Source organism: Novosphingobium sp. (assembly GCF_027486195.1).
Lineage (GTDB): Bacteria > Pseudomonadota > Alphaproteobacteria > Sphingomonadales > Sphingomonadaceae > Novosphingobium.
In genome coordinates, this window is sequence record NZ_JAIXPP010000060.1 from 23,663 (window position 1) to 45,821 (window position 22,159).

General features: G+C 67.4%; 15 protein-coding genes and 1 tRNA gene. 6 read left to right on the top strand and 10 right to left on the bottom strand.

The annotated features are described in order from the left end of the window. Positions 1–1,017: an RNA 3'-terminal phosphate cyclase gene (gene rtcA, locus Q0071_RS11775; RefSeq protein WP_298169279.1), complete on the top strand. Its 1,017-nt coding sequence runs from the start codon at positions 1–3 to the stop codon at positions 1,015–1,017. A 34-nt stretch (positions 1,018–1,051) separates the two neighbouring features. On the opposite strand, the gene Q0071_RS11780 is transcribed toward rtcA, so the two are convergent. Further along, the gene (locus tag Q0071_RS11780; RefSeq protein ID WP_298169282.1) at positions 1,052–2,431 is read right to left on the bottom strand and encodes a nicotinate phosphoribosyltransferase; all 1,380 of its coding nucleotides are present in this window, start codon (positions 2,429–2,431) and stop codon (positions 1,052–1,054) included. Between the two features lie 76 nt (positions 2,432–2,507). Beyond that, positions 2,508–3,572: a bifunctional nicotinamide-nucleotide adenylyltransferase/Nudix hydroxylase gene (locus tag Q0071_RS11785; RefSeq protein ID WP_298169284.1), complete on the bottom strand. Its 1,065-nt coding sequence runs from the start codon at positions 3,570–3,572 to the stop codon at positions 2,508–2,510. Positions 3,573–3,674: 102 nt separating this feature from the next. Between Q0071_RS11785 and Q0071_RS11790 the strand changes: the two genes are divergently transcribed. Beyond that, entirely contained in the window at positions 3,675–4,358 is a 684-nt protein-coding gene (locus Q0071_RS11790) for an NUDIX domain-containing protein (RefSeq protein ID WP_298169287.1), read from the top strand. On the opposite strand, the gene Q0071_RS11795 is transcribed toward Q0071_RS11790, so the two are convergent. Genes Q0071_RS11795 through Q0071_RS11815 form a run of 5 tightly spaced genes read right to left on the bottom strand, consistent with a single transcriptional unit; the run spans position 4,339 to position 14,648 of the window. Next, entirely contained in the window at positions 4,339–6,348 is a 2,010-nt protein-coding gene (locus tag Q0071_RS11795) for a hypothetical protein (RefSeq protein WP_298169289.1), read from the bottom strand. The genes Q0071_RS11790 and Q0071_RS11795 overlap by 20 nt on opposite strands. Then, positions 6,345–7,481: a VWA domain-containing protein gene (locus Q0071_RS11800; protein ID WP_298169292.1), complete on the bottom strand. Its 1,137-nt coding sequence runs from the start codon at positions 7,479–7,481 to the stop codon at positions 6,345–6,347. The genes Q0071_RS11795 and Q0071_RS11800 overlap by 4 nt, the downstream gene beginning before the upstream one ends. Then, the gene (locus tag Q0071_RS11805; protein ID WP_298169295.1) at positions 7,478–9,832 is read right to left on the bottom strand and encodes a DUF5682 family protein; all 2,355 of its coding nucleotides are present in this window, start codon (positions 9,830–9,832) and stop codon (positions 7,478–7,480) included. Before Q0071_RS11805 ends, Q0071_RS11800 begins: the two co-directional genes overlap by 4 nt. Positions 9,833–9,840: 8 nt before the next feature. Beyond that, on the bottom strand, positions 9,841–10,941 hold the full coding sequence (locus tag Q0071_RS11810; protein ID WP_298169298.1) for an AAA family ATPase: 1,101 nt from the start codon (positions 10,939–10,941) through the stop codon (positions 9,841–9,843). Next, positions 10,938–14,648, bottom strand: a complete 3,711-nt coding sequence (locus tag Q0071_RS11815) for a DUF4132 domain-containing protein (protein ID WP_298169301.1) — start codon at positions 14,646–14,648, stop codon at positions 10,938–10,940. The genes Q0071_RS11810 and Q0071_RS11815 overlap by 4 nt, the downstream gene beginning before the upstream one ends. Positions 14,649–14,922: 274 nt before the next feature. Between Q0071_RS11815 and Q0071_RS11820 the strand changes: the two genes are divergently transcribed. From Q0071_RS11820 to Q0071_RS11835, 4 genes are all read left to right on the top strand, one after another. Next, on the top strand, positions 14,923–16,506 hold the full coding sequence (locus Q0071_RS11820; RefSeq protein WP_298169304.1) for a DUF4153 domain-containing protein: 1,584 nt from the start codon (positions 14,923–14,925) through the stop codon (positions 16,504–16,506). An 11-nt stretch (positions 16,507–16,517) separates the two neighbouring features. Next, positions 16,518–17,228: a response regulator transcription factor gene (locus Q0071_RS11825; protein WP_298169307.1), complete on the top strand. Its 711-nt coding sequence runs from the start codon at positions 16,518–16,520 to the stop codon at positions 17,226–17,228. Continuing rightward, complete coding sequence (locus tag Q0071_RS11830; RefSeq protein ID WP_298169309.1) at positions 17,225–18,808, top strand: HAMP domain-containing sensor histidine kinase; 1,584 nt, start codon at positions 17,225–17,227, stop codon at positions 18,806–18,808. Before Q0071_RS11825 ends, Q0071_RS11830 begins: the two co-directional genes overlap by 4 nt. Positions 18,809–18,952: 144 nt before the next feature. After that, a tRNA-Thr gene (locus tag Q0071_RS11835) sits at positions 18,953–19,028 on the top strand. Positions 19,029–19,505: 477 nt separating this feature from the next. Here Q0071_RS11835 and Q0071_RS11840 read toward each other — a convergent pair. The 3 genes from Q0071_RS11840 to Q0071_RS11850 all read right to left on the bottom strand — a co-directional run bounded on the left by Q0071_RS11840 (position 19,506) and on the right by Q0071_RS11850 (position 21,981). Further along, complete coding sequence (locus Q0071_RS11840; protein WP_298169312.1) at positions 19,506–20,876, bottom strand: phage major capsid protein; 1,371 nt, start codon at positions 20,874–20,876, stop codon at positions 19,506–19,508. A 142-nt stretch (positions 20,877–21,018) separates the two neighbouring features. Further along, complete coding sequence (locus Q0071_RS11845; protein ID WP_298169315.1) at positions 21,019–21,537, bottom strand: hypothetical protein; 519 nt, start codon at positions 21,535–21,537, stop codon at positions 21,019–21,021. A gap of 150 nt (positions 21,538–21,687) precedes the next feature. Next, positions 21,688–21,981 carry a hypothetical protein gene (locus Q0071_RS11850; protein ID WP_298169318.1) on the bottom strand — a complete coding sequence of 98 codons (294 nt, stop codon included), beginning with the start codon at positions 21,979–21,981 and terminating at the stop codon, positions 21,688–21,690. Positions 21,982–22,159: the final 178 nt, after the last annotated feature.

The window sequence follows — 22,159 nt, forward strand, 5'->3', positions numbered from 1 at the left end:
ATGATCATCATCGATGGATCGGAAGGCGAAGGCGGGGGGCAGATGGTGCGCAATTCCTGCGCGCTTTCGCTCGTTACCGGCGAACCTTTCCGGATCGAAAACATCCGCGCCAAGCGCTCCAAGCCCGGCCTCATGCGCCAGCACGTGACGGCGGTGGAGGCAGCCGCCGTCATCTCGGGTTCGGAATGCACCGGCCTCGCGGTCGGCGGGAGCGAGCTCACGTTCCGTCCGGGGCAAGTCGTGCCCGGCGAGTATCACTTCGCTGTCGGCACAGCGGGGTCGACCGGGCTGGTCCTGCAGACGGTGTTGATGCCGCTGGTGCTGGCGAACGCGCCCTCGCGCCTTGTGCTCGAGGGCGGCACGCACAACATGCTCGCGCCGCCGTTCGATTTCATCGAGCGCGCGTTCCTGCCGATCATCAACCGGATGGGGCCGCAAGTCTCGGCACGCCTCGTGCGCCATGGGTTCTACCCGCGCGGCGGTGGGCGGATCGAGGTGGACATCACCCCTGCCCCGCTCTTGCCGCTGACCTGCACCACGCGCGGGCTGCGCACCAGCGAGGCCGCGCAAGTCGTGGTCTCCGGCCTGCCGTTCGGGATTGCCGAGCGGATGCTGGCACGCGTCCGGCGCGATCTTCCGGACTGGCCGGAAAGCGCCTTCACGCTGCGCCAGCTGCCCGCCGATCAGGGGCCGGGCGTGATCCTGATGCTGGAAGCGCAGCACAGCGAGGTGACCGAACTGGTCAGCGGCTTCGGCCAGCTCGGCGTGCCTGGCGAACGCCTCGCCCGCACTTCAGCCGCGCGGATGAACGGCTATCTCGAAGCCTCTGCGTTCGCGGGGCCGTATCTTGCCGATCAGTTGATCCTGCCCTTCGTGCTGGCAGGCGGCGGCGCGTTCTCGACCGTGAAGCCGAGCCAGCACCTGCTGACCGCGATCGACATAGCGCAGCGCTTCACCGGGCGCCGGATCACCATCGAGCAGGCACCGGGCGGGGAGCATCAGGTCACCTTCGGCTAGGCGACCTGATGCCGCGTCCCGCCACACCGCCCCGCTAAACGGCCCGCGCGCGCACCTCGTCAAAGCTGTGCCGCACAAGCATGGCCCCATCGCGCCAGACGGGGCGGAGCAGGTTGTCCGCCTCCGCCACCTCGTCCATCCGGCGTGCGGCGGGCCGGCCCTGCTCCATCACCACCGCCTGCCGCCCCGCCTTGCTTGCCTTCGCAAGGTCGGTGGCGGGCGCTTTGGCCACATCGTTCCACACGCCGTCCGCATCGCGCATGGCATTGGCTTTCATGGCAAACCGCAGCGTGTCGCGGTTGACCTGCTGGAGCAGACCGCCGCCCATGCCGAAGGCAATATTGTCGATGGCAAAGCCTTCCGCGATCAGCCGGTCGATCAACCGGGCGATGCTGGCGGGGGTCATCCCGTCGCCCTGGATCACGCGGACATGCGGATCGAGCACGCGATAGCCCTTGGCATTCACGGTGCCGCCGAAGGCCTCCCATAGCGTCCTGATCGCGCGCACCGGGGTCTCCACCGGATCGCCGCTATCGGGGCGCACCACCAGCGTGCCCTTGCGGGTGAGCACCTTGCCGCGCAGCGTGCCGCCCCAGATGCCGGTGAGCGCGGCATCGAGATCGTAGCTGTCCGAGACGACGGCGACCAATTTGCCCTCGCCGTCGAAGGCGTCCAGCATATTGGCATAGGCGGCTTCCTCGCGCGCCCGGCCCCAGCTGGTCATCGTGCTGTGCTCGGCAGCGGGAATGGAGAAGCCAGCCATGTCCGCGCCATAGTAGCGCCGCGCCGCAAGCAGGCCCTCCATCGTATCGGTGCCCATGAAGTTCACGAGGTGCGCCATCCCGCCGAGGCCCGCGCTCTCGCCGCTGCTGGTGCCGCGCGCGCCGAAATCGTGGAGCTTGAAGGGCAATTGGCCCTCCACATCCTCGCTCGTGCGCTCCAGCCCCGCGCGGATGATCAGGCGGCACTGGCGGCTGAGCGTGGCGACCGTGGTTGGATACCAGATTGCGCGCAGCAGCGCCGTTTCGATGAAGGTGGCGAGCCATGGCAGCCGCGCGTCGGTCGTCTCCACCTGCACCAGCGGCACGCTGGTCGGCACGATCATGCCTTCGGGCAGCGCGCGGATCGCGATGGGCAGATAGCCGCCATGCTCCGCCAGCACGATCTCCCAGCCCGCACGGTTGAACGGCACGCCATGCGCCGCGCAGACCGCCTCGGCCTCGTCAATATCCGCAGCCGTGATCGGGCGCGCCAGATAATCCATAAGGAACGGCTGCAGGCCGAAGAACACCACGTCATCAGCAAAGTCGTTGGGCCGCGCCTCGATATAGGCGCTGATCGCGCGCGTTTCGGGCGGGTATTGCAGGTAATGGCTGTGCTTGTAGCTGTCGGTGGCCAGGATCAAGTTGGTCATGATGTGAACTCCTCACATGGTCACGCCGGATGCAGGGCTCCCCTGCGCGGCGGGCACGTATTCTGTCGTCAGACACTCAAAGGTCGGCCATCTGCTCGATGATGGCCCAGTGGTCCTCGAACAGCATGTCCGGGCTGAGATCGCCGAGGCGGTACCATTGGGCGTGCGCGGCATCGTCGCCGCCCTTCACGCTAAACAGCTTGCGCCGTTCGGGCAGGCGGAACAGGAACGCATGGGTAATGATGCGCCCGCGCAAGCTGCGGCCCGGCGCATCGAACACCCGCGTGCGCGCGTCCTCGATGAAGCTGGCGAGCATGGCCGGCGGGATCTGGCCCTTGCCGTCGCTGATCGCGGTTTCCTCGCGCAGTTCGCGGATCGCGGCATCACGGATGCGCTCGGCCGGATTGACGAAGCCGCCCGGCAGCGCAAGCAGCCCCTTGCCCGGCGCGCGGCCGCGCTCGACCAGCAGGATATGGCCCGACTGAACCACGACCGCATCGGCGGTGACGAAAGGCCCTCTGCCCCACTGCGCGGGATAGGCGGCGAGGTATTCGGCTTCCTCCAGCAAGGCCTTGAACGGCTCGCCCAGCATGAACGCCCGCAGGAACTCCGCCACGCCTGCCGAAAGGATCGTCTGCGGCACTTCGGGAAGGCGCTGGAAATAGCGCTGCCGCACGTCGCTGGACGAGAAGGTGCCGTACTGGCTCTCGACCTGCAGGTTCTCCCATTCGGGGAAGAGCTTGAGGTAGTAGGACGAGGCATCCTTGCCATAGCCCGCCAGCGCCACGCGGAAATCCTTGAGCCCGTTGTTCTGGAAACCCTGGCGGTTGCCGTGTTCCAGCACCAATTCGCGCACCATGCGCTGCACCTGCGTGACCCACGCGGTATCCGAATAGAGATGGTCGGCGATCGGCGCGATGATCAGACGGCCCAGCGCCACTTCATGCCGGAAGGCGGAGCGCAGCATCGCCTCGCGCTCTGCATAAGTGAAAGGGTTGCGCGGATCGCGCGCCTGTGCAGCCGATCCGACCAGCACGATCAGCCGCTCGACTTGATCGAGCGCGCGGGCAATCACATGTTCGTGGCCGATGTGCAGGGGCTGAAAGCGCCCGATGAAGACGCCGAAATCGAAGCTGTGCATGTTCGAGGCTCCCTCGAAATAAAGAGCAAGCCGGACTCCCCGACTCGCTAAGTTAGCTTATTTGCAGTTTACATATATCCTGTCAATGTGTAACCTTGATTCATGACCCAACCCCCCGTGGCCGTAACTGTCGATCTCGTGCTGATGACCGTGGCAAACGAGCGGCTCGCCGTCCTGCTCCAGCGGCGCAGCAGCGAACCGTTCGCCGGCTGCGCCGCCCTGCCCGGTGGCTTCGTCCAGCCGCACGAAACGCTGGATGATGCCGCGCGGCGGGTCCTGATCGAAAAGGCGGGCTTTGCGGCGGGCGATGGTGCGTGGCTGGAGCAGCTTTACACCTTCGGCGATCCGCAGCGCGATCCGCGCATGCGCACGGTGAGCGTCGCCTATTTCGCATTGCTCCCCCACGCACGGCTGGCCGAGGCCGTGGCGGCGCGCACGGACCTTTCGCTCGCGCCGGTCGGCGAGGCGGACGCACCGCTTGCGTTCGATCATGCGCTGATCGTGCAAACCGCGCATGAGCGGCTGCGCGGCAAGCTGGGCTATTCGCCGGTCGCCCTCGCACTCCTGCCCGAACGGTTCGCCCTGCGCGATCTGCAGACCGTGCATGAAGCTATCATTGGCACCCGCTTCAAGAAGCCCGCCTTCCGCAGGCGCATGCTCGATACGGGCTGGATCGAGCCGACCGGGCAACGCGAAACGGCATCGGCGTTCCGCCCGGCGGAGCTCTATCGGAAGCGGCATCACGCCCCCGGCGAAGCGGACGGAGTCACGCCAGCAACGGAATAGCCGAACGCTGCTGGCGGGCGATCAAGAGGGCATAGGCGGCAGCCAGCAGCGCCTCGGCGCTGCCGTCCTTGCCCAGCAATTCCGCCAGAACCGGCATTCCGAAGGAATCGAGCCGACCTGCATGCGCGGCGCGGGCACCCTCCAGCATGGCCTGCAGGCCGGGGCCCGCTTCGAGCCGGTCGATCAGGTGCTGCCACGCCGCATCAAGCGCGGTCTGCGTGCCGTCTCGCGGCAGGCGCGTGAAGGTTCGGCTCCCCGACCGGCGCTGGCGCAACCGCGCGAGCCAACTTTGCTCTGCGATCCTGCCTGTCCAACCCGGCTTCCGCCACAGCGTGAGATCGACCGGATGACCCTCACCGATCAACGTGATCGGGGTGAGCGCCAGCCCCTGCCGCTCGCGGCTGATCTTCACCAGCACCAGCCCCTGCCAGCCGCGACTGACCGTGGCCTCCAGCGCTTCAATCGCGGTGTCAGCCTGCTCATCGTGATCCAGCGTCAGGGCCAGCCATGCGCCGGTCTCGTCCATCACCGGCCAGACCAGTTGCTGCGCGAAATCATCGAAAAAGGGCGCGGCTGTCCGCGCTGGCGCCAGCAGGCAGGCGGCGGGACCGCGCCCGGCATCAAGCCCCAGCCCGGATTGCGCCTGATGCACCCCGCGCAAATCGGCCCATGTGCGCACCGTGCCTGGCAGATCGGCGGTCGGCGCGGCGCGCGCCTCGACAATCGCGGCGCGCGCCGCAGCGGGTGCGGAAAGGCGGCCATCGGGCGAGATGTTCGCGCCTTCCAGCGCCAGCCGGGCATGGGCCAGCGTGGCGAGCGGCCCCGCCTGCCACATCGCCTGATGGTGCCATGCATCACCGGGCATGAATTGCGGATCCTGCCCGGGCCCGCGCGCAAGGCTCGTGCTCAGCCAGCGGCCGCTGCCCGCTTCAACGAACCACGCGGTCACCCCGCGCGCGCCAGTGGGGGTGCGCCAGCGCTCGCCGCCGCAGCCGATCAGATCGAGCGGGGCCGTGGGCGCAAAGCTGCGCCGCACCTGCCCGACCAGCGCCGCCTGCCGGTTCGCGTCCCCGGCAGTCAGTGCGCGCGTGAGGGCGAAGGCAGTAGAGGTCTGTTCGAGCAGGGTATCGGGATCGAACGACAGGGCCCGCTGACGGCGCAACCGGATCTGCGCGGCGATGGCGCGCAGCATGGCAGCAAGGCGCGGCAGGGCGTCTGCGCGCGAGGAGACGGAAAGCTCGAACAGGGATTCCTCGAGCGGGACCGGCGCCAGATTGAAACCCAGCGCCGCCACCTCGCCCAGCGCGCGGGCAATGCCGGCAAGGAACGCAGGCTCGGGCACGAACGCGGACGGCGCGGCAGCAAGCGCATCGGCCTCTGGCTCCGTATCCGGCACGGCAAGGCCGAACTGGCGGCGCGCGGCGAGAACGGCGGCGGCATGGAGCGCCTTGCGCTGGGCTTTGGGCGCTTTCGAGATGATACCGTCAAAACCCTGGCCGCGCAGGATCAGGATGGCCCCTTCAAGTCCGCCTAGTTCGACCGCGATTGCATTGGCCTGCACATCGACCTTGGCCGGTTCGCCCGCCATTTCCAGCGCCGCACGCCAGCTCGCCTTGCCGGCCCAGCGCTCAAGCGCTGCAGGATCGAAGGCTGCCAGCAGTTCGTGCGGATCGGCGGCTTGTGGCGGCGTTTCCTCGCCGGCGGGATCCTCTGTGGTCGGCGCCAGCACAAAGAGCACCGCCGCGATCCGGTGGCGGCACATCGCGGCCGACTTGCACGCACACGGCGCCGCGCCGGGCCCCCGCGTATCGAGCACCACCAGATGGCCATCGGCTTCGACTTCAGCCTTGCCGGGCGATCCCGCGATCAGGCGCACCTTGCCCTCGTCCAGATCGCGATGCGCGCGGCGCACCAGCCCCGGATTGGCGAGCGCCGCCAGCGCGGTGTCATCGTAGGCCGCAAGGCTTTGGCGCAAGGCCGGGTCTATCATGCGATCCGCGCTCCGATCCATTCGGCGAACCGGTCCGGGGTGAGCGCGGCGATCTCCATGCCGCAGCCCGCCAGCCGTTCCGCCATGCGCCGATCATAGACCGGCGCGGCATCGTCGCTCAGCGCGCCGAGACCGAGCATGGTGATCCGCGCCGATGCCATCCGGCGCACCGCCGAAAGCAGCCGGCCAACCGGCGCGCCTTCCTCGAAATCGCTGATGAGGACGAAGATCGTGCGTGTCGGCTGGGTGACGAGACCCTCGCAGTACTCCGTCGCCGCGCCGATATTGGTCCCCCCGCCCAGCTGAACCGACATCAGCACTTCGACCGGATCATGCGCCTCGCTGGAAAGATCGACGATGGCGGTATCGAACACCACCAACTTGACCTCCACCGATGGCAGCGCCGTGAGGATCGAGGCCATGACCGCGGCATAGATCGTCGAGGACAGCATCGAGCCCGACTGATCGACGCAGAGGATGATCGTCCAGGGCAGGCGCCGCCGGCTGCGACCATGAAAGCGCAGCCGATCCGCCACGATCCGGCCGCGCTCGCTGTCCCAGTTCTTCAGGTTATCGCGGATCGTCTCGCGCCAGGCGAAGTTCTTCATCGACTTGAGCTGGCTGCGGCGGAAGCGGTTCGGCTTGCCGGCCAGCGCGGCCTCGACCCGGGGGCGGAGCTGCCGGAGTATCTCCTCCACCACCTTGCGGGTCACCTCGCGGATCTTCTCGCGCGCCGCCGGATTGGCCGCACCCTTGAAGGCGATCAGGGCTTTGAGCAGGTCGCGGTTCGGCTCAAGCGCATCGAGCACTGCCGGATCGGACAGCAGTTCGCTCATCCCGAGATTGTCGATCGCGTGGGCCTGCACGGTTTCATAGACCGACTGCGGAAACAGATCGCGCAGCTCGCCAAGCCAGCCGAGCGGCGTCAGGCGAGTCGGATCGAGCGAACCACCCGCGCCGCCGCCCTGCTTGCTGCGCCGGAGCCCGCGCTTCTCCATCTCGCGCGCGTAGAGATAATCGAGCGCGCGGTCCGCCCGCAGGTCCGCGCCGGAAAGCTCGGAGGATGGCAGGGCGCGCTCGGCATAGCGGCCCAGCGCAAGGCGCCAGCGACGCAGAAGCTGCGGGTCGGTCATGCGAGGCCGTCGCGTACGAGAATGGCGTGCAATTCGCGGTCAAGCGCGAGGTTGGCGGCGAAATCGTCTTCGGGAAGCGCAACCAACACGGCAAGACGGTTCGGATCGGCACCAATGAGATCGGCAACTTCGCTCGCCAACCGGTCCGTCTCGCGCGGGTCAAGCGGCATGAGCGCGAGGCGCAAGTGGGGGAGCAGCGCAACGAAGGCCTCCTCGCTCGCTCCCGCCACCACATCGTTGAGCGCGGTGATGATCACCGGCGTCGTCCACAGCAACTCGCGCGCGATCGCGACCACACCGCCAAGGAACGCCAGCCGGTCGGCAGGCTCGACATAGCCGCTGGCCAGTTCGCCGCGCAGCCGCTGCTCCAGCGCGGCAGGGGCGATCTGGCCGCCGGTCAGGGCAAAGGCGGTCACCGCACCGGCGAGCATCGGATCAAGTTCGGCCTCGCCGAGCCGGGCCAGCGCCTCGTCGAACAGGGCTAGATCGAGCGGTGCGCCAGACGAACGGGCAAGCTCGATCAGCCCGCGCAGATCGGCCAGCGCGGCAATAGCAGGGCGCAGTTGATCCTCCCCGCAATAGGCCAGTTCGGGGAGCAGGACGAGGATGCGGCGCCAGGCGGCAGCCATGATCCGGTCGAGCGTGGCCGTATCGGCAATCGCCAGCACCTCGCGGCTCCGGCGCAGGAGCACGAGATCGGTCAGCGCGGCGATGAGCGAGGCCAGTTCGGGATCATCAAGCACATGGCGCTCGACCGCATCGAGCACCGCGTCTGCCGCCTCGCCAAGCCCGGCCCGGCACGCCGCCGCATAGAGATCGATTGCCGCAATCGCGCTGCGCCCGCGGCCCTGCTGCGAAAGCTTGGCCAGCTTTTCGGCCAGCACCGCCGCCAGCGCTTCGGTCAGTGTGTCCGCCACTTCGGAGAGCTCGATCAGCCGGGTCTCCACATTCGGCGACCAGCACACCGACCAGATCTCGTGCAGTCGGTCGAGCCCGGCATCGTTGCGGAAATCGGGCCCTGCCGTGCGCTGTGCGAAGTCGGAACCGATCAGCGCCATCGCATGGCAAAGACGGCTCGCTTCGCGGTGGCGCGGCTTGCGGTAGATATCGAGTTCGCGCGTGCGCCGCTCGCCGTCGGCAATCGTGAAGCCCAGCGCCCGCGCGCTGTCGCGCACTGCCTCGACCAGCGGGGGCGATCCGGCCGATGGTGGCACATCGCCGATCGCGCTGCCGGTCAGCCAGGCCCTGAGCTCCGCGAGGAGCGGCACCTCGCCCACCGGTATTTCGTCCTTGATGAAGCTGGAGCGCACCGCATCGATGATATCGTCGCGCGCGGGAAACGGCCGCCCTCGCAGCGCGGCAAGGCGCTCGGCCTGTTCGACCGCGTTCAGCACGACCGGCAAGCTGGGCGCCGCAAGGTCCGTGCCGCGCAGATGCGCCGCAAAGCCGGTGATAAGATCGAGCGCCAGCGCCTTGCCGCCCGTCTCGCGCGCCTGCCACAGCCGTTCGTAAAAGCCCGGCAGCGCAAGGCCGGCGCTGTATCCCGCCAGCGCATCGAGCTGCCGCATGCCATAGCGGACAAGGTAGGAACGCCCCGCACCCGGCTTCGGCTCAACCACCTTGTCGCGGCCGGGATCGATCAGCGCGGCGGCATGGAAGCCGCCCACAAGGACCACGATAGGCCCCTCGGTTGCGGCCCGGTGCCGCGCGATCAGCGCCCGCATCTGCGCCTCACGCGCCAGAGTGCCATCGCGCGTCATCGCATCGGACGAAACGGCGCCGCGGATGCAGGCGCAGTATTGCCCGACATCGGCGAAAAAGCGCGCCCAGTCAGGTTCGGCTATGCGGCTTTCGAACAGTTGGTCCCACACCTCGTTGCCATCGCGGCAGCCGAGTTCGCGGGCGAGCGCAGTGACATAGTCGCCTACGTCGAACGGTGTCTCGTCGCCGATCAGCGAGCGGGCACCGGTGTCCTCGTCGCCGCCCGGCATCATCGCCGGGTCGGTCGACGGGAGATCGATCAGGCGCGCGGGAATGCCGCTGGCCGCAGCGGTCTGCAGCGCGATCAGTTCGGGGCTGTGGCTGCAGAACGGGAAATAGCTGACCACGCGGCGGTTGCCGCTATCCTTCGCCGCATCGCGCAGCGCGACTATGGCCACCGGCGCGCGGGTGCGGGGGTCGCAGACCTGCTCGATCAGCGGCTCGAAATCGAGGGGACCCTCGATCAGCACGGCCTTGGGTCCGACCGCCGCCAGCAGCCGCTCGAGATGCGCGGCGCAGGCCGGGCTATGGTGCCGGATCGGCACGATCCACAGATCGCGTGCGGGATCATGGAGTGGGGGCGCTTCCACCGGCGGCCTCACCCCAGCTTGAGCGACCGCGCCGCCTGATAGAATTCCTTCCACACGCCCGAACGCCCGGCGCGCTCCTTCACGATATGATCGACATAGGCGCGCAGGCGCTTCCCATCCTCCGGCGAATCCTTGAGCACCACGCCCTGGATCTGCCGCGCGACATGCATGCCCGAAAGCCGCCCATCATCGAGGTAAACCGCCTCCAGCGCGGCGGCATGGAGCACGTTGACCGCCTCGGCGGTGGACATGACCGCATCGGGCCGGTTGAGGTTCACGCCTTCAGCCGTGCGCCCGGTGCGCAAGTCCTGGAAGGTGCGCACCAGCAGATCGGCCACTTCCCGCTCGCCGCGCACGACGATGCCCGCCGGTTCCAGCCGCTCGGCCAGCTGCTTCAGCACAAGTTCGCGCTCGAAATCGGGATCACTGATCGGGTGCACCGTCTCGAAATTGAAGCGGCGCTTGAGCGCGCTGGAGATTTCGTGGACGCCGCGATCGCGCAAGTTGGCCGTGGCGATCACGTTGAAGCCGGGCGCGGCCATGCTCACCGCATCGGGGCCGAGTTCGGGCAGGGCCAGTGCCTTTTCCGAAAGGATCGAAATCAGCGCGTCCTGCACTTCGGGCGGGCAGCGGGTGATTTCCTCGAAGCGCACGATCCGGCCGGTGCGCATGGCGTTGAGCACGGGCGATGGCACCAGCGCGCGCGCGCTTGGCCCCTCGGCCAGCAGCAGCGCATAGTTCCAGCCGTAGCGGATATGATCCTCGGTCGTCCCCGCCGATCCTTGCACCACCAGCGCCGATGTGCCGGAAACGGCGGCGGCGAGCAGTTCGGAGAGCAGCGATTTGGCGGTACCCGGTTCTCCCACCAGCATCAGCCCCTGCTGGCTCATCAGGCTGACGATTGCGCGGTCGGCCAGCGGATCATCGCCATAGAACTTGCGCGCGATGCCCAGTTTTGCGTCCCCCAGCAGGAACTTGCGTACCGCGCGCGGCGAAAGCCGCCAACCAGCCGGGCGCGGATTCTTCGTATCGTCCGCCGCAAGCTGGGCCAATTCGGCGGCATAGCGCTGCTCGGCCGGTCTGCGGATTGCCTCGGTCTGCTCGGTCATGCGTAGGCCTTCTTCTTCCACAGCACATCGAAGCCGGTGCCTTTGGCGGCAATATCATGATAGTCGCGCCAGCATTCGGCGAGCAGGACCGGCGGCACATCGCCCAGCGCCACGGCATTGCCGCCCGCGCCTGACCCGCGCAGCTTGCGAAAAGCCAGCGAATGCAGCGCGGCGGGGCGGTTCTCTTCGGGCAAGGGGCTGCCGGTGAACTCGATTTCCACCTGCAGGCCGGCTTCGCGGTAGGTCTTCTCGTAAGTCAGGAACCAGCCGCCATCCTGCGCCGGGCCGCGCTGCCAGCCCAGCTTGCTCGCCGCGCCGCGCAGCTTGAACGTTTCGATCATCCAGCCCTCGCGGTCGGCGATTTCGCGGGCACTCGCCTGCCCGGGGTCGAGCTGCGGCAGATCGCGGCCCAGCTGGTCGAACGGCGATTGCACCGCATAATCCGCCAGGTGCCCGCGCCACGCGGCGATGGTTGCGGCATCGAGCAGCGAGGAATGCGCAAGCCGGATCTCGGCAAAGGCGGCAAGATCGACATCGCCGTCTTCCTGATCGGTATAGCTGCCATCCCCAAGCGGGCGGAACAGCGCCGCCGGTTGCGCTTGGTGATCTAGGCCCTGCCAGATAAGCCGCGCGGCGATCCGCCCGACGATGGGATGACCGGCGATGAAGCTCTCCCAATCCTCGCGCGGCCAGCTGCGCTGCAGGCACATGGCTTCCTTCATCCGCTCGGTCTGTGCGGCGATGACCTGCTTGGTTTCCTTGCGCGCGTTGGAAAGAAGCTTCTTGGCCGCTTCCACCGCCGGGCGTTCCTCGTCGATGCGGGGGCCGGGCAGCGCCTTCACCTCGCGCCCATCGGCGTTGAACAGCACCAGCGCATCCTGCTCGTCGAGCCGCGCGGTGTAAGTCCGCCCCTCGCCGCAATCGAGCTCCAGCACGCCGTCCGCATCGAAGCCGGCGGTGGGCACGGTGCGATCGGCCAGCTGCGCTGCAGACCAGCCGTTCCGATCGGCAATCGCATCGATCAGCGCGGCGGCATGGGCCTGCACGCTCTTCTGCTTCGACCGGTTGGACGCCGCGAGCACGACTTGCAGCGCCGCGCTGCTGCCATTGGCAGCAAGCGCTTCGAGCAGCGCCTTGGACTGCGAGACGCGCGCGCCATGGTCCTTGAGGAAAGCGCGCACGCGCTGCGCCGCATCGGCACCGTTCACCCGCGCGCAAAGCGCGAGGATGCCCTTGCTGTCTGCCGCGCTGCCCAGATAGGTCGAAGCCATCCCCGCCTTGAGCCGTGCGAAGACCACGGCGCGATCGGTGGGGAAGTAGTCGGCGCTCTGCGGCCAGCGCTTGGCATTGGCGATGTTCTGCTTGAGCACTGCATCGACATGCGCGGCGGCATGGGCATTCGCCTCCTCGTCGCTCGGCGTGCGGGTGTCCTCGTCGATCCACGTGGTCAGCACCATCCAGCCCAGCTTGTGCGCATCGCCGGGGGCAAGCCGGTCGAGCCACAGCGACATCAGCGCATTGCCGCCGGGCTGCTTGAGCTTGCCTGCAAGGAGCACCCACCAGCGCGGCAGCAGGGGATCGACCAGCTCCCCGCTGTCCCATCGTAACTGCGGCAACCGGTCGAACGGGAACCAATCGAGCGCCTTGATCTTGAGCTTGGCGATGCCAGCCCGCGCCTCCTTGAGCATCGCGTCCTGCGCGAGGAACTCGGAAACGTCCTCACCCAACCGCTCCAGCGCGGAAATCATCGCGGCGCGGGCGAGATCGCTCTTGTCCTTGGCAAGGGCGCGGCGGATCGCCTGCACTTCCCCGCGCTCGCCGCGCCGGGCGAGCCAGTCCGCCGCCTGCGCGCGCACGTCCTGCCGCCCGTCCTCCAGCTGCCGCGCGATGGCCTCGCCCAGCCCCGGCGTCCCGGCCAGCAGCGCCCGCGCCGGGGTGCGCACATGGCTGGAGGTATCGCTGGCAAGGATCAGCAGACGTGATCGGTAGCGCGCGGGCAGCTTGGGGAAATGGCCGAGCAGTTCGAGCCCGACGGTGAGCCGCATCGGGCTGCCGCCAGATTGCGGGACCATGCCCAGCGCCTCGTCAAGCATCGCCAGCCGTTCGGCCAGCAAGGGCCAGAGTGACACCTCGATGTCCGGCTGCGGCCAGTACCAGCGCTGCGTGAGATGGTCGGCAATGAAGTCCTGCCCCCCGTTCGCCAGCCAAACATCATAGAACGTGCGGATATCGAGCCCGGCCGCCAGGCGCCGCTGGATCGCAGCACCCGCCTGGCCGGCCCAGCCATTGAACAGGCTGTAGAAATGCCGATTGGACGAACCGAGCACGAGGCGCACCAGATGGTGCAGCGACACGCGCGGATCATCTAGGAACAGATCGATGGCAGGATGGCGGAGCTGCTGAAAGTTCAGCCAGCCCAATTGGCTCTGGTTGGTGCTGATGGGATGCGTGCTTTCCGCCAGCTTCGCGATCCGTTCCAGCGCGCTGCGATCGACTGGGGAATACTGCTTCGACCAGTGCCACTTGTTGTTTTCGGATTCTTCCTTGCCCTTGGCCAGCAAGCGATTGAACTCCTCCGCTGCGGGTGCCAGCACGGCCAGCGCGCTGCGATCGAACGGCGTCGCCCCCGGGCCAGGCTCGGCGGGCGGCAGCGCAACCCAGGTGCCATCGACGGCGGTATAGCCCTGCGCGCCGTCCGGCTCGAGCGGGGCCGCCTCGTCTGTGGCGCCCGGCGCGGGCGGCGCCCCGGCAGTCCGTTCGAACGCTGCGATCACCTTGGCCGATGTCTCACCCTCCCGCAGGCGGGCCAGTGTCGGTGCGGCGTGATCGCCCAGCGTCAGGGCGGCGACTTCGACCAGTTCGGCCCGCGCACCCGGCGCTGCAGCGGCAAAGCGTTCGGTGATGCAGGCGGCGAGTGCTCCACCGTGGCTTCCGGTCAGCGCCTGCCGTGCCGCGGTGCGCACCTTCTTCGATGTGCCGATTGCCGCGTCCACCAGCACGGGCAGATAGATCCCTTGCAGACCCAGGCGGCCGATGGTGGCGATCACTTCGGCCCGCACATCCGCACCCGCGTCCGTCAATGCAGCACCGACAGCGGCAGTCCTGTCCCTCAGCATCTGCTCGATCCCGGCGAACCGGTCCACCGAACTGTTGGAGCCATACTGCGCCGCATCGCGGCAGAACACGATATCGAGCACGGCCCCGAACCCGAGCTCCCCGGCCTTGACGAGTTCCTCGAGCGTTTCGACCGGCTGGTTCTTACGCCCTTGCCCGAGCCACTGGGTCACGACATGCCGCAGCCAGTCCGGCGATTTCTTCGTGCCGAAGTAGCCCCATTCGTAAGTGATGGGATCAAGCGCAGCCAGAACCTCGCCAAGCCGCATCATCTGGTCCACGCGCCAGTCCGCCAGCTTGGTGAACAGGCCGCCCTCATCCCGGATCGGATAGATCCTGTGGCGCGACCGCCAGGCCTGTTGCAGCACGCTGCCTTGCAGTTTCAGCACGATCGAGGTTTGCTCCCCGACGCAGACATAAGCCGCGATTTGATGCGGAATGCTTCGCTCCCGCTTGGCAAGATCCGCGAAAAACTTCTCGAGCTTGAAAATGGGAGCCTGCCCGACGCCCTCTCCCGTCGCCTTGTAGACAAGACCAAGCGAAGTCTTGAACCGGTCCCAGATCCCCAACGCCACGGCTTCCTCCCGCCCCATGTGCACGGCGCCTGAAACGGGCGGGCACCGTGCAATAATCCAACCAATCCGGAAGTTTGGCAGCGTCCGACGGGTCGGCGATATTCTTCGCACTGAGCAGCCTGCCGTCAAGCGATCTTGCTTGGCCGCCCGCCGCAATTCGCCGCCTGCGCTTCGCGCGGCAGGTCGTCTGCATATTTTCTGCAAGCGAACCTGATCGGGATTGCACGCCGCGCGCAGGCAGCCCTCCGCGCCCCCGGCCCATTCCCCGGATATCGATGGAATGGAGCACAGCATGGTTGGCTTGCAACGCAGGGGAAGTTTCCTGTTCAAACTCGGCGGAGCGTGCGGCGTTGCCGCTGTCGTGGATGCCGCGATGTTCAGCTGGGAGGTAGGCTGGCCGGCATTCGGAGGGCTGCAACTCCTGCTGCTCGGGCTCACGGCTGCGGCGCGCCCTGCCATTCTGCACCGCGCGGCAGCCCGGACCAGCTTCGCCCTTGCCGGGATCGCCGCGCTGGCCATGATCATCGATCCGGGTCTGCTCGCCTGGTGCCTGTTCTGGCTCTTCGCCGGCATGGGCACGCTGATGCCGGCTGCGGCGCGCTTCGGCGATGCCTGGGGCTGGAGCCAGCGGCTGATCCTGCACGCGCTCCGCGCCGGGATCGCCCCCTTGCTCGATCTGCGCCGCCTGATCCGCGTCAGCCCCCGACGCGGGCGGGGACAGATTCGCCGCGCGCTGCCCCAGCTTGTGCTCCCGGTTCTCGGCAGCGGCGTGATCCTCGGCCTGTTCGCCTCGGCCAATCCAGTGATCGAGAACTGGTTCGATCAGGCCTTGTCGCTGACCCCGCCGGACGACTGGTTCGTCCGCTTCCTGCTCGGCGCGGCGTGGTTCACCATGGCCTGGAGCCTGCTGCGCCCGCGCATGAGCCGGCGCGTGCTCGGCACCTTCGATGGCCGGGGCGATCTGGCCCTGCCCGGAGTCACGCCCGCCTCGGTCCAGCTCTCGCTGATCGCGTTCAACGCCCTGTTTGCCCTGCAAAACGCGATGGACCTGCTGTGGCTGTGGGGCCTTGCCCCCCTGCCCAAGGGCATGACGCTGGCAGAATACGCCCACCGCGGTGCCTATCCGCTGGTCGTCACCGCGCTGCTTGCGGCGGGCTTCGTGCTCGTGGCGCTGCGCCCCGGCTCCACCACTGCTGCCATGCCGCTGGTGCGCCGTCTCGTTATCGTGTGGATCGCGCAGAACGTGCTGCTCGTGGGCAATGCCGCCCTGCGCACGATGGACTATATCGCCGCCTACTCGCTTACGGAGCTGCGCATCGCCGCGCTGCTCTGGATGGCGCTCGTGGCGCTGGGCCTGGTGCTCGTGATATGGCGCCTGTTGCGGGGCAAGAGCGCCGGCTGGCTGATCAACACCAACGCAGCGGCTGCGCTTGCCTTGCTGATGGGCTGCAGCTTCGTCGATCTCAACTCGGCGGCGGCGCGCTACAACATCGCCCACGCCCGCGAACTCGGCGGCGGCGGGGCCGCGCTCGATATCTGCCATCTGCAAGGCATGGGCGTGTCGGCCCTCATCGCGCTGGCGCAGCTGGAGCAGCGCCCAGCGCCAGAGCCCATCCACCTGTGGGCACGGCTGCTGCGCGAAAATGCCCAGGCCCAGCTGACCCGCGATCTCGCCGAGTACCGCTGGAGCGTGCTGGGCGCCCTGCGCCTCGCCGAAGTGCGCGCGACTTTGCGCAAGGATGCGCTCAACCCCGCAGATCACGGCTGGATCGATTGCACGCACCGCGATGTCACCGAACTGCGCGGTGCCCTCGGGCTCGAACCTGCCATCCCCGCACCCGCCGCACCCGCATTGACCCGGCCCGCGAAGCCATGAAAGATCAGCCGATGACCAGTACCGCCCCCCGCAAGGTTCTCCTTGTCGATGATGATCCGCATATCCGCCAGGTGCTGGCCTTCGCCTTCGCCAAGGCGGGTATGGGCACCGTGGAAGCGACCGATGGCGAAGCCGCGCTCGCCAGCGTGGCCGCCGCCCTGCCCGATCTGGTCGTGCTCGATATCAACATGCCGCGCATGGACGGGCTAGAAGTCTGCCGCCGGCTGCGCGCGATGGACTGCGCCGTGCCGATCCTGTTCCTCTCCTCGCGCGATGAGGAGATCGACCGCGTGCTGGGGATCGAACTGGGCGCCGATGATTATGTCGTCAAACCGTTCTCGCCCCGCGAAGTGGTCGCGCGGGCAGGCGCTATCCTCCGCCGCGCCGCGCCTGCGCCCCCGAAGGCAGCGGGCACGGATATGGCGCACGGCCTGCTGCGGATCGATACCGCCGGATGGCAGGCCTTCTGGCAGGATCAGGAAGTCGCGCTCACCGTCACCGAGTTCTCGCTGCTGGCGGCGCTGGCGGCGGCCGGCAACCGCATCCTGTCGCGCGATGCGCTGATCGACCGGCTCCACGGCCCGGGCTTTGCAGTCACCGATCGCACGATCGACAGCCACATCCGCAACCTGCGGCGCAAGTTCGCCCAATGCGGCGCGCCGGACGTGATCGAAACCCGCGCCGGCATCGGATATCGGCTCGGGCCATGCCAGGGGAAATGAAGCGGCTGATCGCGCGCTTCTGGCCGGTGCTGCGGCTGCGCTCGATCATGTTCATTCTCCTGCTTGTCGTGGCTGCACTGCCGGGCGTCGCGGCCATCGGGCTGAGAGTCTACGAGAACGCGCTGGTCCGCCGCACCGAAGCGGAACTGATCGCGCAGGGCAGCGCGCTGGCGGCGAGCACCGCGCTCGGTTTTGCCGGGGACGCCGCCTCTGCGGCGATCAGCCGCGCCGCAGACCCGCGCGACTACGATGACCGCACCATCTCGACCAGCATCGACCTGCGCACGAGTTCTGTCCTCGGCGAACGACCCGATCCGGTGCCGACCGCGCTGAAGCCTGATCCCGCTGCCGCAGACATGGCAAAAGTCTGGTCACCCGTGATCGATCAGACCCGGCAGATCACGCTCGCCTCGATCATGCTGCTCGATCGGCACGGCGTGGTGCTCAACGGCCGCGATGCCGGAAAGTCGCTGGCCGCGCTCCCCGAAGTGCGCACGGCGCTGGCCGGCAGCCCCGTGACCACGCTTCGCCATAACGGGTCGTATACCCGGTCCTCCGCGCTCGAATGGATCAGCCGCGCGACCGACATCCGGCTGCATCATGCCCGCCCGATCATCGCGAACGGCCACGTCGTCGGGGTCGTCCTGCTGTCCCGATCGCCGCGCGCGCTGTTTCGCGGCATGTACGAAGACCGGGGCAAGATCGCGGCGGGCACGGCAGCGATCTTCCTGTTCCTCGTGGCGATCACCGCAGCCCTGGGCCGCACGATCGTGCGGCCGCTCGAAGCGCTCAGCCGCGCGACGCGCGCGCTCGCCGAAGGCCGCCGCGCCGCCCCGCCCCAGCCCACGCTGCGCGTGCAGGAGATCGACAGCCTGATCCGGGATTTCGCCACGATGGCCGCTGCAATCGAAGTGCGCTCGCACTACCTGCGCGATTTCGCCACCGCGCTGGCGCACGAATTCAAGACCCCGCTCACCGGCCTTTCCGGCGGAATCGAGCTGCTGCAGGACCACGGCTCGGCGATGTCGGATGAGGAATACGCGGGCTTCCTCGCCAACATGGCCGCCGATACCCAGCGCCTCAACCGGCTGATTTCGCGCCTGCTCGATCTCGCCAAGGCCGACATGCAGCGCCCTCACGAAGGCGCCTCGTGCGATCTGGCCGACGTGCTCGCCCGCATCGCGGACGGGCTCGGCACAACGGACTTCACCATCGACACCGCCGCTGCGCGCATTCCGGCCCGGCTGCGGATCGATGGATCGGCACTCGAAACCGCCCTCACCACCCTGATCGACAATGCCCGCGCGGCCGGCGCCGGCCAGGTCACCCTCGCCGCCGCCCTGATCGACGACCACTTGCAGCTCACGGTCAGCGACAACGGCAGCGGCATTGCGCCGAACGACCGGCCCCGCATTTTCGAACCCTTCTTCACCAGCAAGCGCGCCCAGGGCGGCACCGGCCTCGGCCTGCCCATCGCCCGCGCACTGATCGAAGGGAACGGCGGCTCGCTTACTCTGCGGGACAAAAGCGACGGCACATGCTTCCTGCTGATTCTGCCCTGCTGGCCCCCGGGCACATGAGCCAGCACCCCACGCCGCCCGGCTCTCGCTTGCGACCGATATGCGCAATTTGGCCGCGATCGCACGAACTCGGCGCCAATCCCACGAAATGCCATTGCCTAGAGCCCAGCCTCTGGCTAAAGCGCCCGCCTGCCCAAGAGGCACGCCGCTTTAGCTCAGTCGGTAGAGCACATCATTCGTAATGATGGGGTCAGGTGTTCGAATCACCTAAGCGGCACCATTTTTCAGATACTTAGCCGATATTCTCCGGCTGGAGCCATCCGAGAACCGCTGTCAGGCATCACATAGGCATCACGAAAGCGCTGCCAGCGTGATCTCACTTCCTCCAATGGAGGAAGTGCTCCTCCAACGGAGGACTATCCAAATTTGGATGCAGCTACAGGGGTGTCCTCAAATTTGAGGGCAGCCCCTCCGCAAGTCGATCGCGCGCATTCTGCGGGTGACTTCCACCAATGGTGGATGTGACCTTTCCCTCATCTTTGAGGAAAAGGGGTGTTCCACCGCTGGTGGTCCAGATTTGGCCCATCCTCAATTTGAGGCTCCACGAGGAAGCCGCAAAACTCGGACCGCCCAAAATCTGGGGGCGACGAAAAATGGCCGGCGAGGCTCCCACCGGGGTGGTGAAGTCCTCGCCGGCCATCGGGTCGGGAGCGGCAGACTGGCCCGGGGGTGCGGGCCAGGGCGGCACCCGTGGGGGTCACGTGATGCGGATATCGTCCACCTTGGCGAAGAAACTCGGCTGCAGGATTGCCACGTCGAGCATCATCATCGCGCGAATCAGCACCATGCCATTGCCAAAGGCAGAGGTGGTGCCGCTCGTGTCGGTGTAGGTGCCTTCGCGCGATACTTCGAGCATGAGGCTTTGCTGCATCCCGAACAGCACCTGCGAGAAGTCCCCGACCAGCGAATAGGTCGCTGCAGGGCTGCCACTGGTGGCGATGCCGTTGGCGACATACTCGCGCCCTGCATCGCGGATCTTGGCATAGCTCGGAGGCGGCTGCACCGGCTGGCCCGTGGTATCCACGAACGAATCCATCGCTGTGACGACGTCCGAATTGTGGAGAATTGCCAGCTTCTCGGCATCGGCATTTGCTGCGAGCACCTTGCCGATTGCCTTGGACCAATTCGTGTAGGCTCCGGTGGTAGCCGGCGCGCCAAGTGTCACGACGTTCTTGGTCGGGATGTTCACATTGATCCCGCGCGGGGTGTCCTGCGTGCCATCGCCAGCGATCGCGGCGGCATCGAGCTTCAAAGCCATTTGCGCGGTCAACTGGCTCATCACCAATTCGTTGACGTTGCTCGCGCTCATCACGAGCTCGAGCGTGAGCGGCACGATCACACCCAGCACCTTGGTCGTGAGCATCACGCTGCCATAGCTACCCTGCGACACGGGGAAGGCCTTCCCCTCGCCGCGCCAGCCGGGAGCGGGGTCCCCGGTCACCGTCGCCACCTGCAGGTTGCCCGCCGTCATCGGCACGGTGATTGCGCCGGCTTCCATGACACGTGCCTTGGCGCGGGCCAGGTCGACCACGAAACCGGCCATCTCACTCGGGATCAGGAAGCCGCCGGCACTGCCGACGCCAGCCGAACCGGCGCGCATGTGCGAGGGGAGGCGATTCCAATCGCCCGTGACGGCCGCGCGCACCATGTCGCCCACGCCCCAATCAGGCTCGCCGCCGTCGCTGGCGATCGGCTCGCGTGCGGAGTAGGTCCGGATAGCGCGGCCGGTGTGGACGTCGCGGAGCATCGGCGCGCCGCCCCAGCCTCCGCCCTGCCAGCTGCTGCGCTCCTGCCCACCAACGGGACGCGCGGAGCGGGCGGCCTCGCCCATTGCTGCGCTCTTGGCTTCGATCATGCGGTCCAGTTCGGCAATGGCGCCCTCGGCGAGCGCCTTGCGTGCGTCCCAGCCGTCCGGATCGGTCGGGTCGAGTCCATCGACGATGGCGGCCTTGGCCTGCCGAAGGCTGGTGACGGTGTAGTTCATGTTCGCGGTGCCGGGAATTTCGGCGATGTAGCGATACTGCGGCGCGAACTTGTCGAACGCGCGGCGGAGGGTGGTGGAAGCCATATCGGCTGTGTTCCTTTTCGTGCGAGGGTGTGAGGCAGCGAGCGAGGCCTGCAAGGCCATGCGCGCCGCCGCTTCGCGCTTCGCTGCTGCGGCAGACATGCCGGCGCGGCGGAGCGCAGTTTCGATTGTTCGGATGCGGGGTTCAGTCATTGGCATCTGCCACGGCACGGGAGACTACAGCCTCCAGCCGGCTCTTGATCTCCGGGGCCATGGCCTCGATCGTGCCGCGGGCGAAGGCGTGCTCCATAATGGAGCTGGCCCGCCTGTAGGCTTTGCGGATGGTCACCATTGGCGCGGCCAGGTGCTCTTCAAACACATGGTCAAGGCTCAAAGGGCCGCCCGATACCTTGAACTTCTTGCCGGTCGAGCCGTATTCGAGAGCGCCAGCCTTGGCGAAGTCGGAGGCACCGCCGCTGCCCTTGCCGTCGATGTAGACCGCGCCGCGAACCTTGTCGGGGTCGGAGTGCACGGCCTCGCGAACTTGCCCCAGCAGCTTGCCGGTTCGCACCGGGACGCGGGAGCGGTATCGCCCGAAAGCCTCGCGCGTGAGCGCGGAGATTTCGTTGCGGAGAGCGTCGCGGAGCTCGTCGGGGAACTCTTCAAACCTGAGACCGGCCTGCAGGTCGCTCTCGTGCTCGATGTGGATTTTAACGTTGGACATAGCTGTCCCCGTGGTTGTGGCTGGTGATGACATGGGGGACCGTCGCAAGCACCGCGCGAAGCACGGTTCTATGGGGCGGCGGGATCGATCGGCGTCGCGCGCGATCTGGATCATGGCATCCCCGGCATCTCGCGCGGGGATGCCTTTGGCTTAACACTCTCGGCCAGCCGGTGCAATCGTCGGGCCGATCGCCTCGCTCCCATCGGGCAGTGCATCCACGACGGCCAGCACGAGGCCGGTCGCGGTGGCAATACGCACGAGGAATTCGCGCTGCACGACTTTGTAGGCGCCGATGAATTCCATTGTCTCGGCGCGGGTCTTGAACCGGGGGTAGGGCGTGATTTCGTACGAGAGCAGGTCAGGCCGGCGGAATTCGAAGTCGATACGATGACCGCCGGGCAGGTCGAAGCTCTGTCGGATCGGTGCGGGTGGTGTGGGGCGCATTATTTTTCCTCCGTGTGAGAATTATTTGCCGGGCAAGAAAACAATTATCGGCCCGGTGCTCCCCCATCGGGGGAAAACGAAAATGCCCATTTTCCGGGGATCTGCTGCCCAGCGGCAGCGAGGGCCCGGGGGGAATAACTTTCCGGAGGGGTGAAAATTTACGCCTCGCGAAAATTTC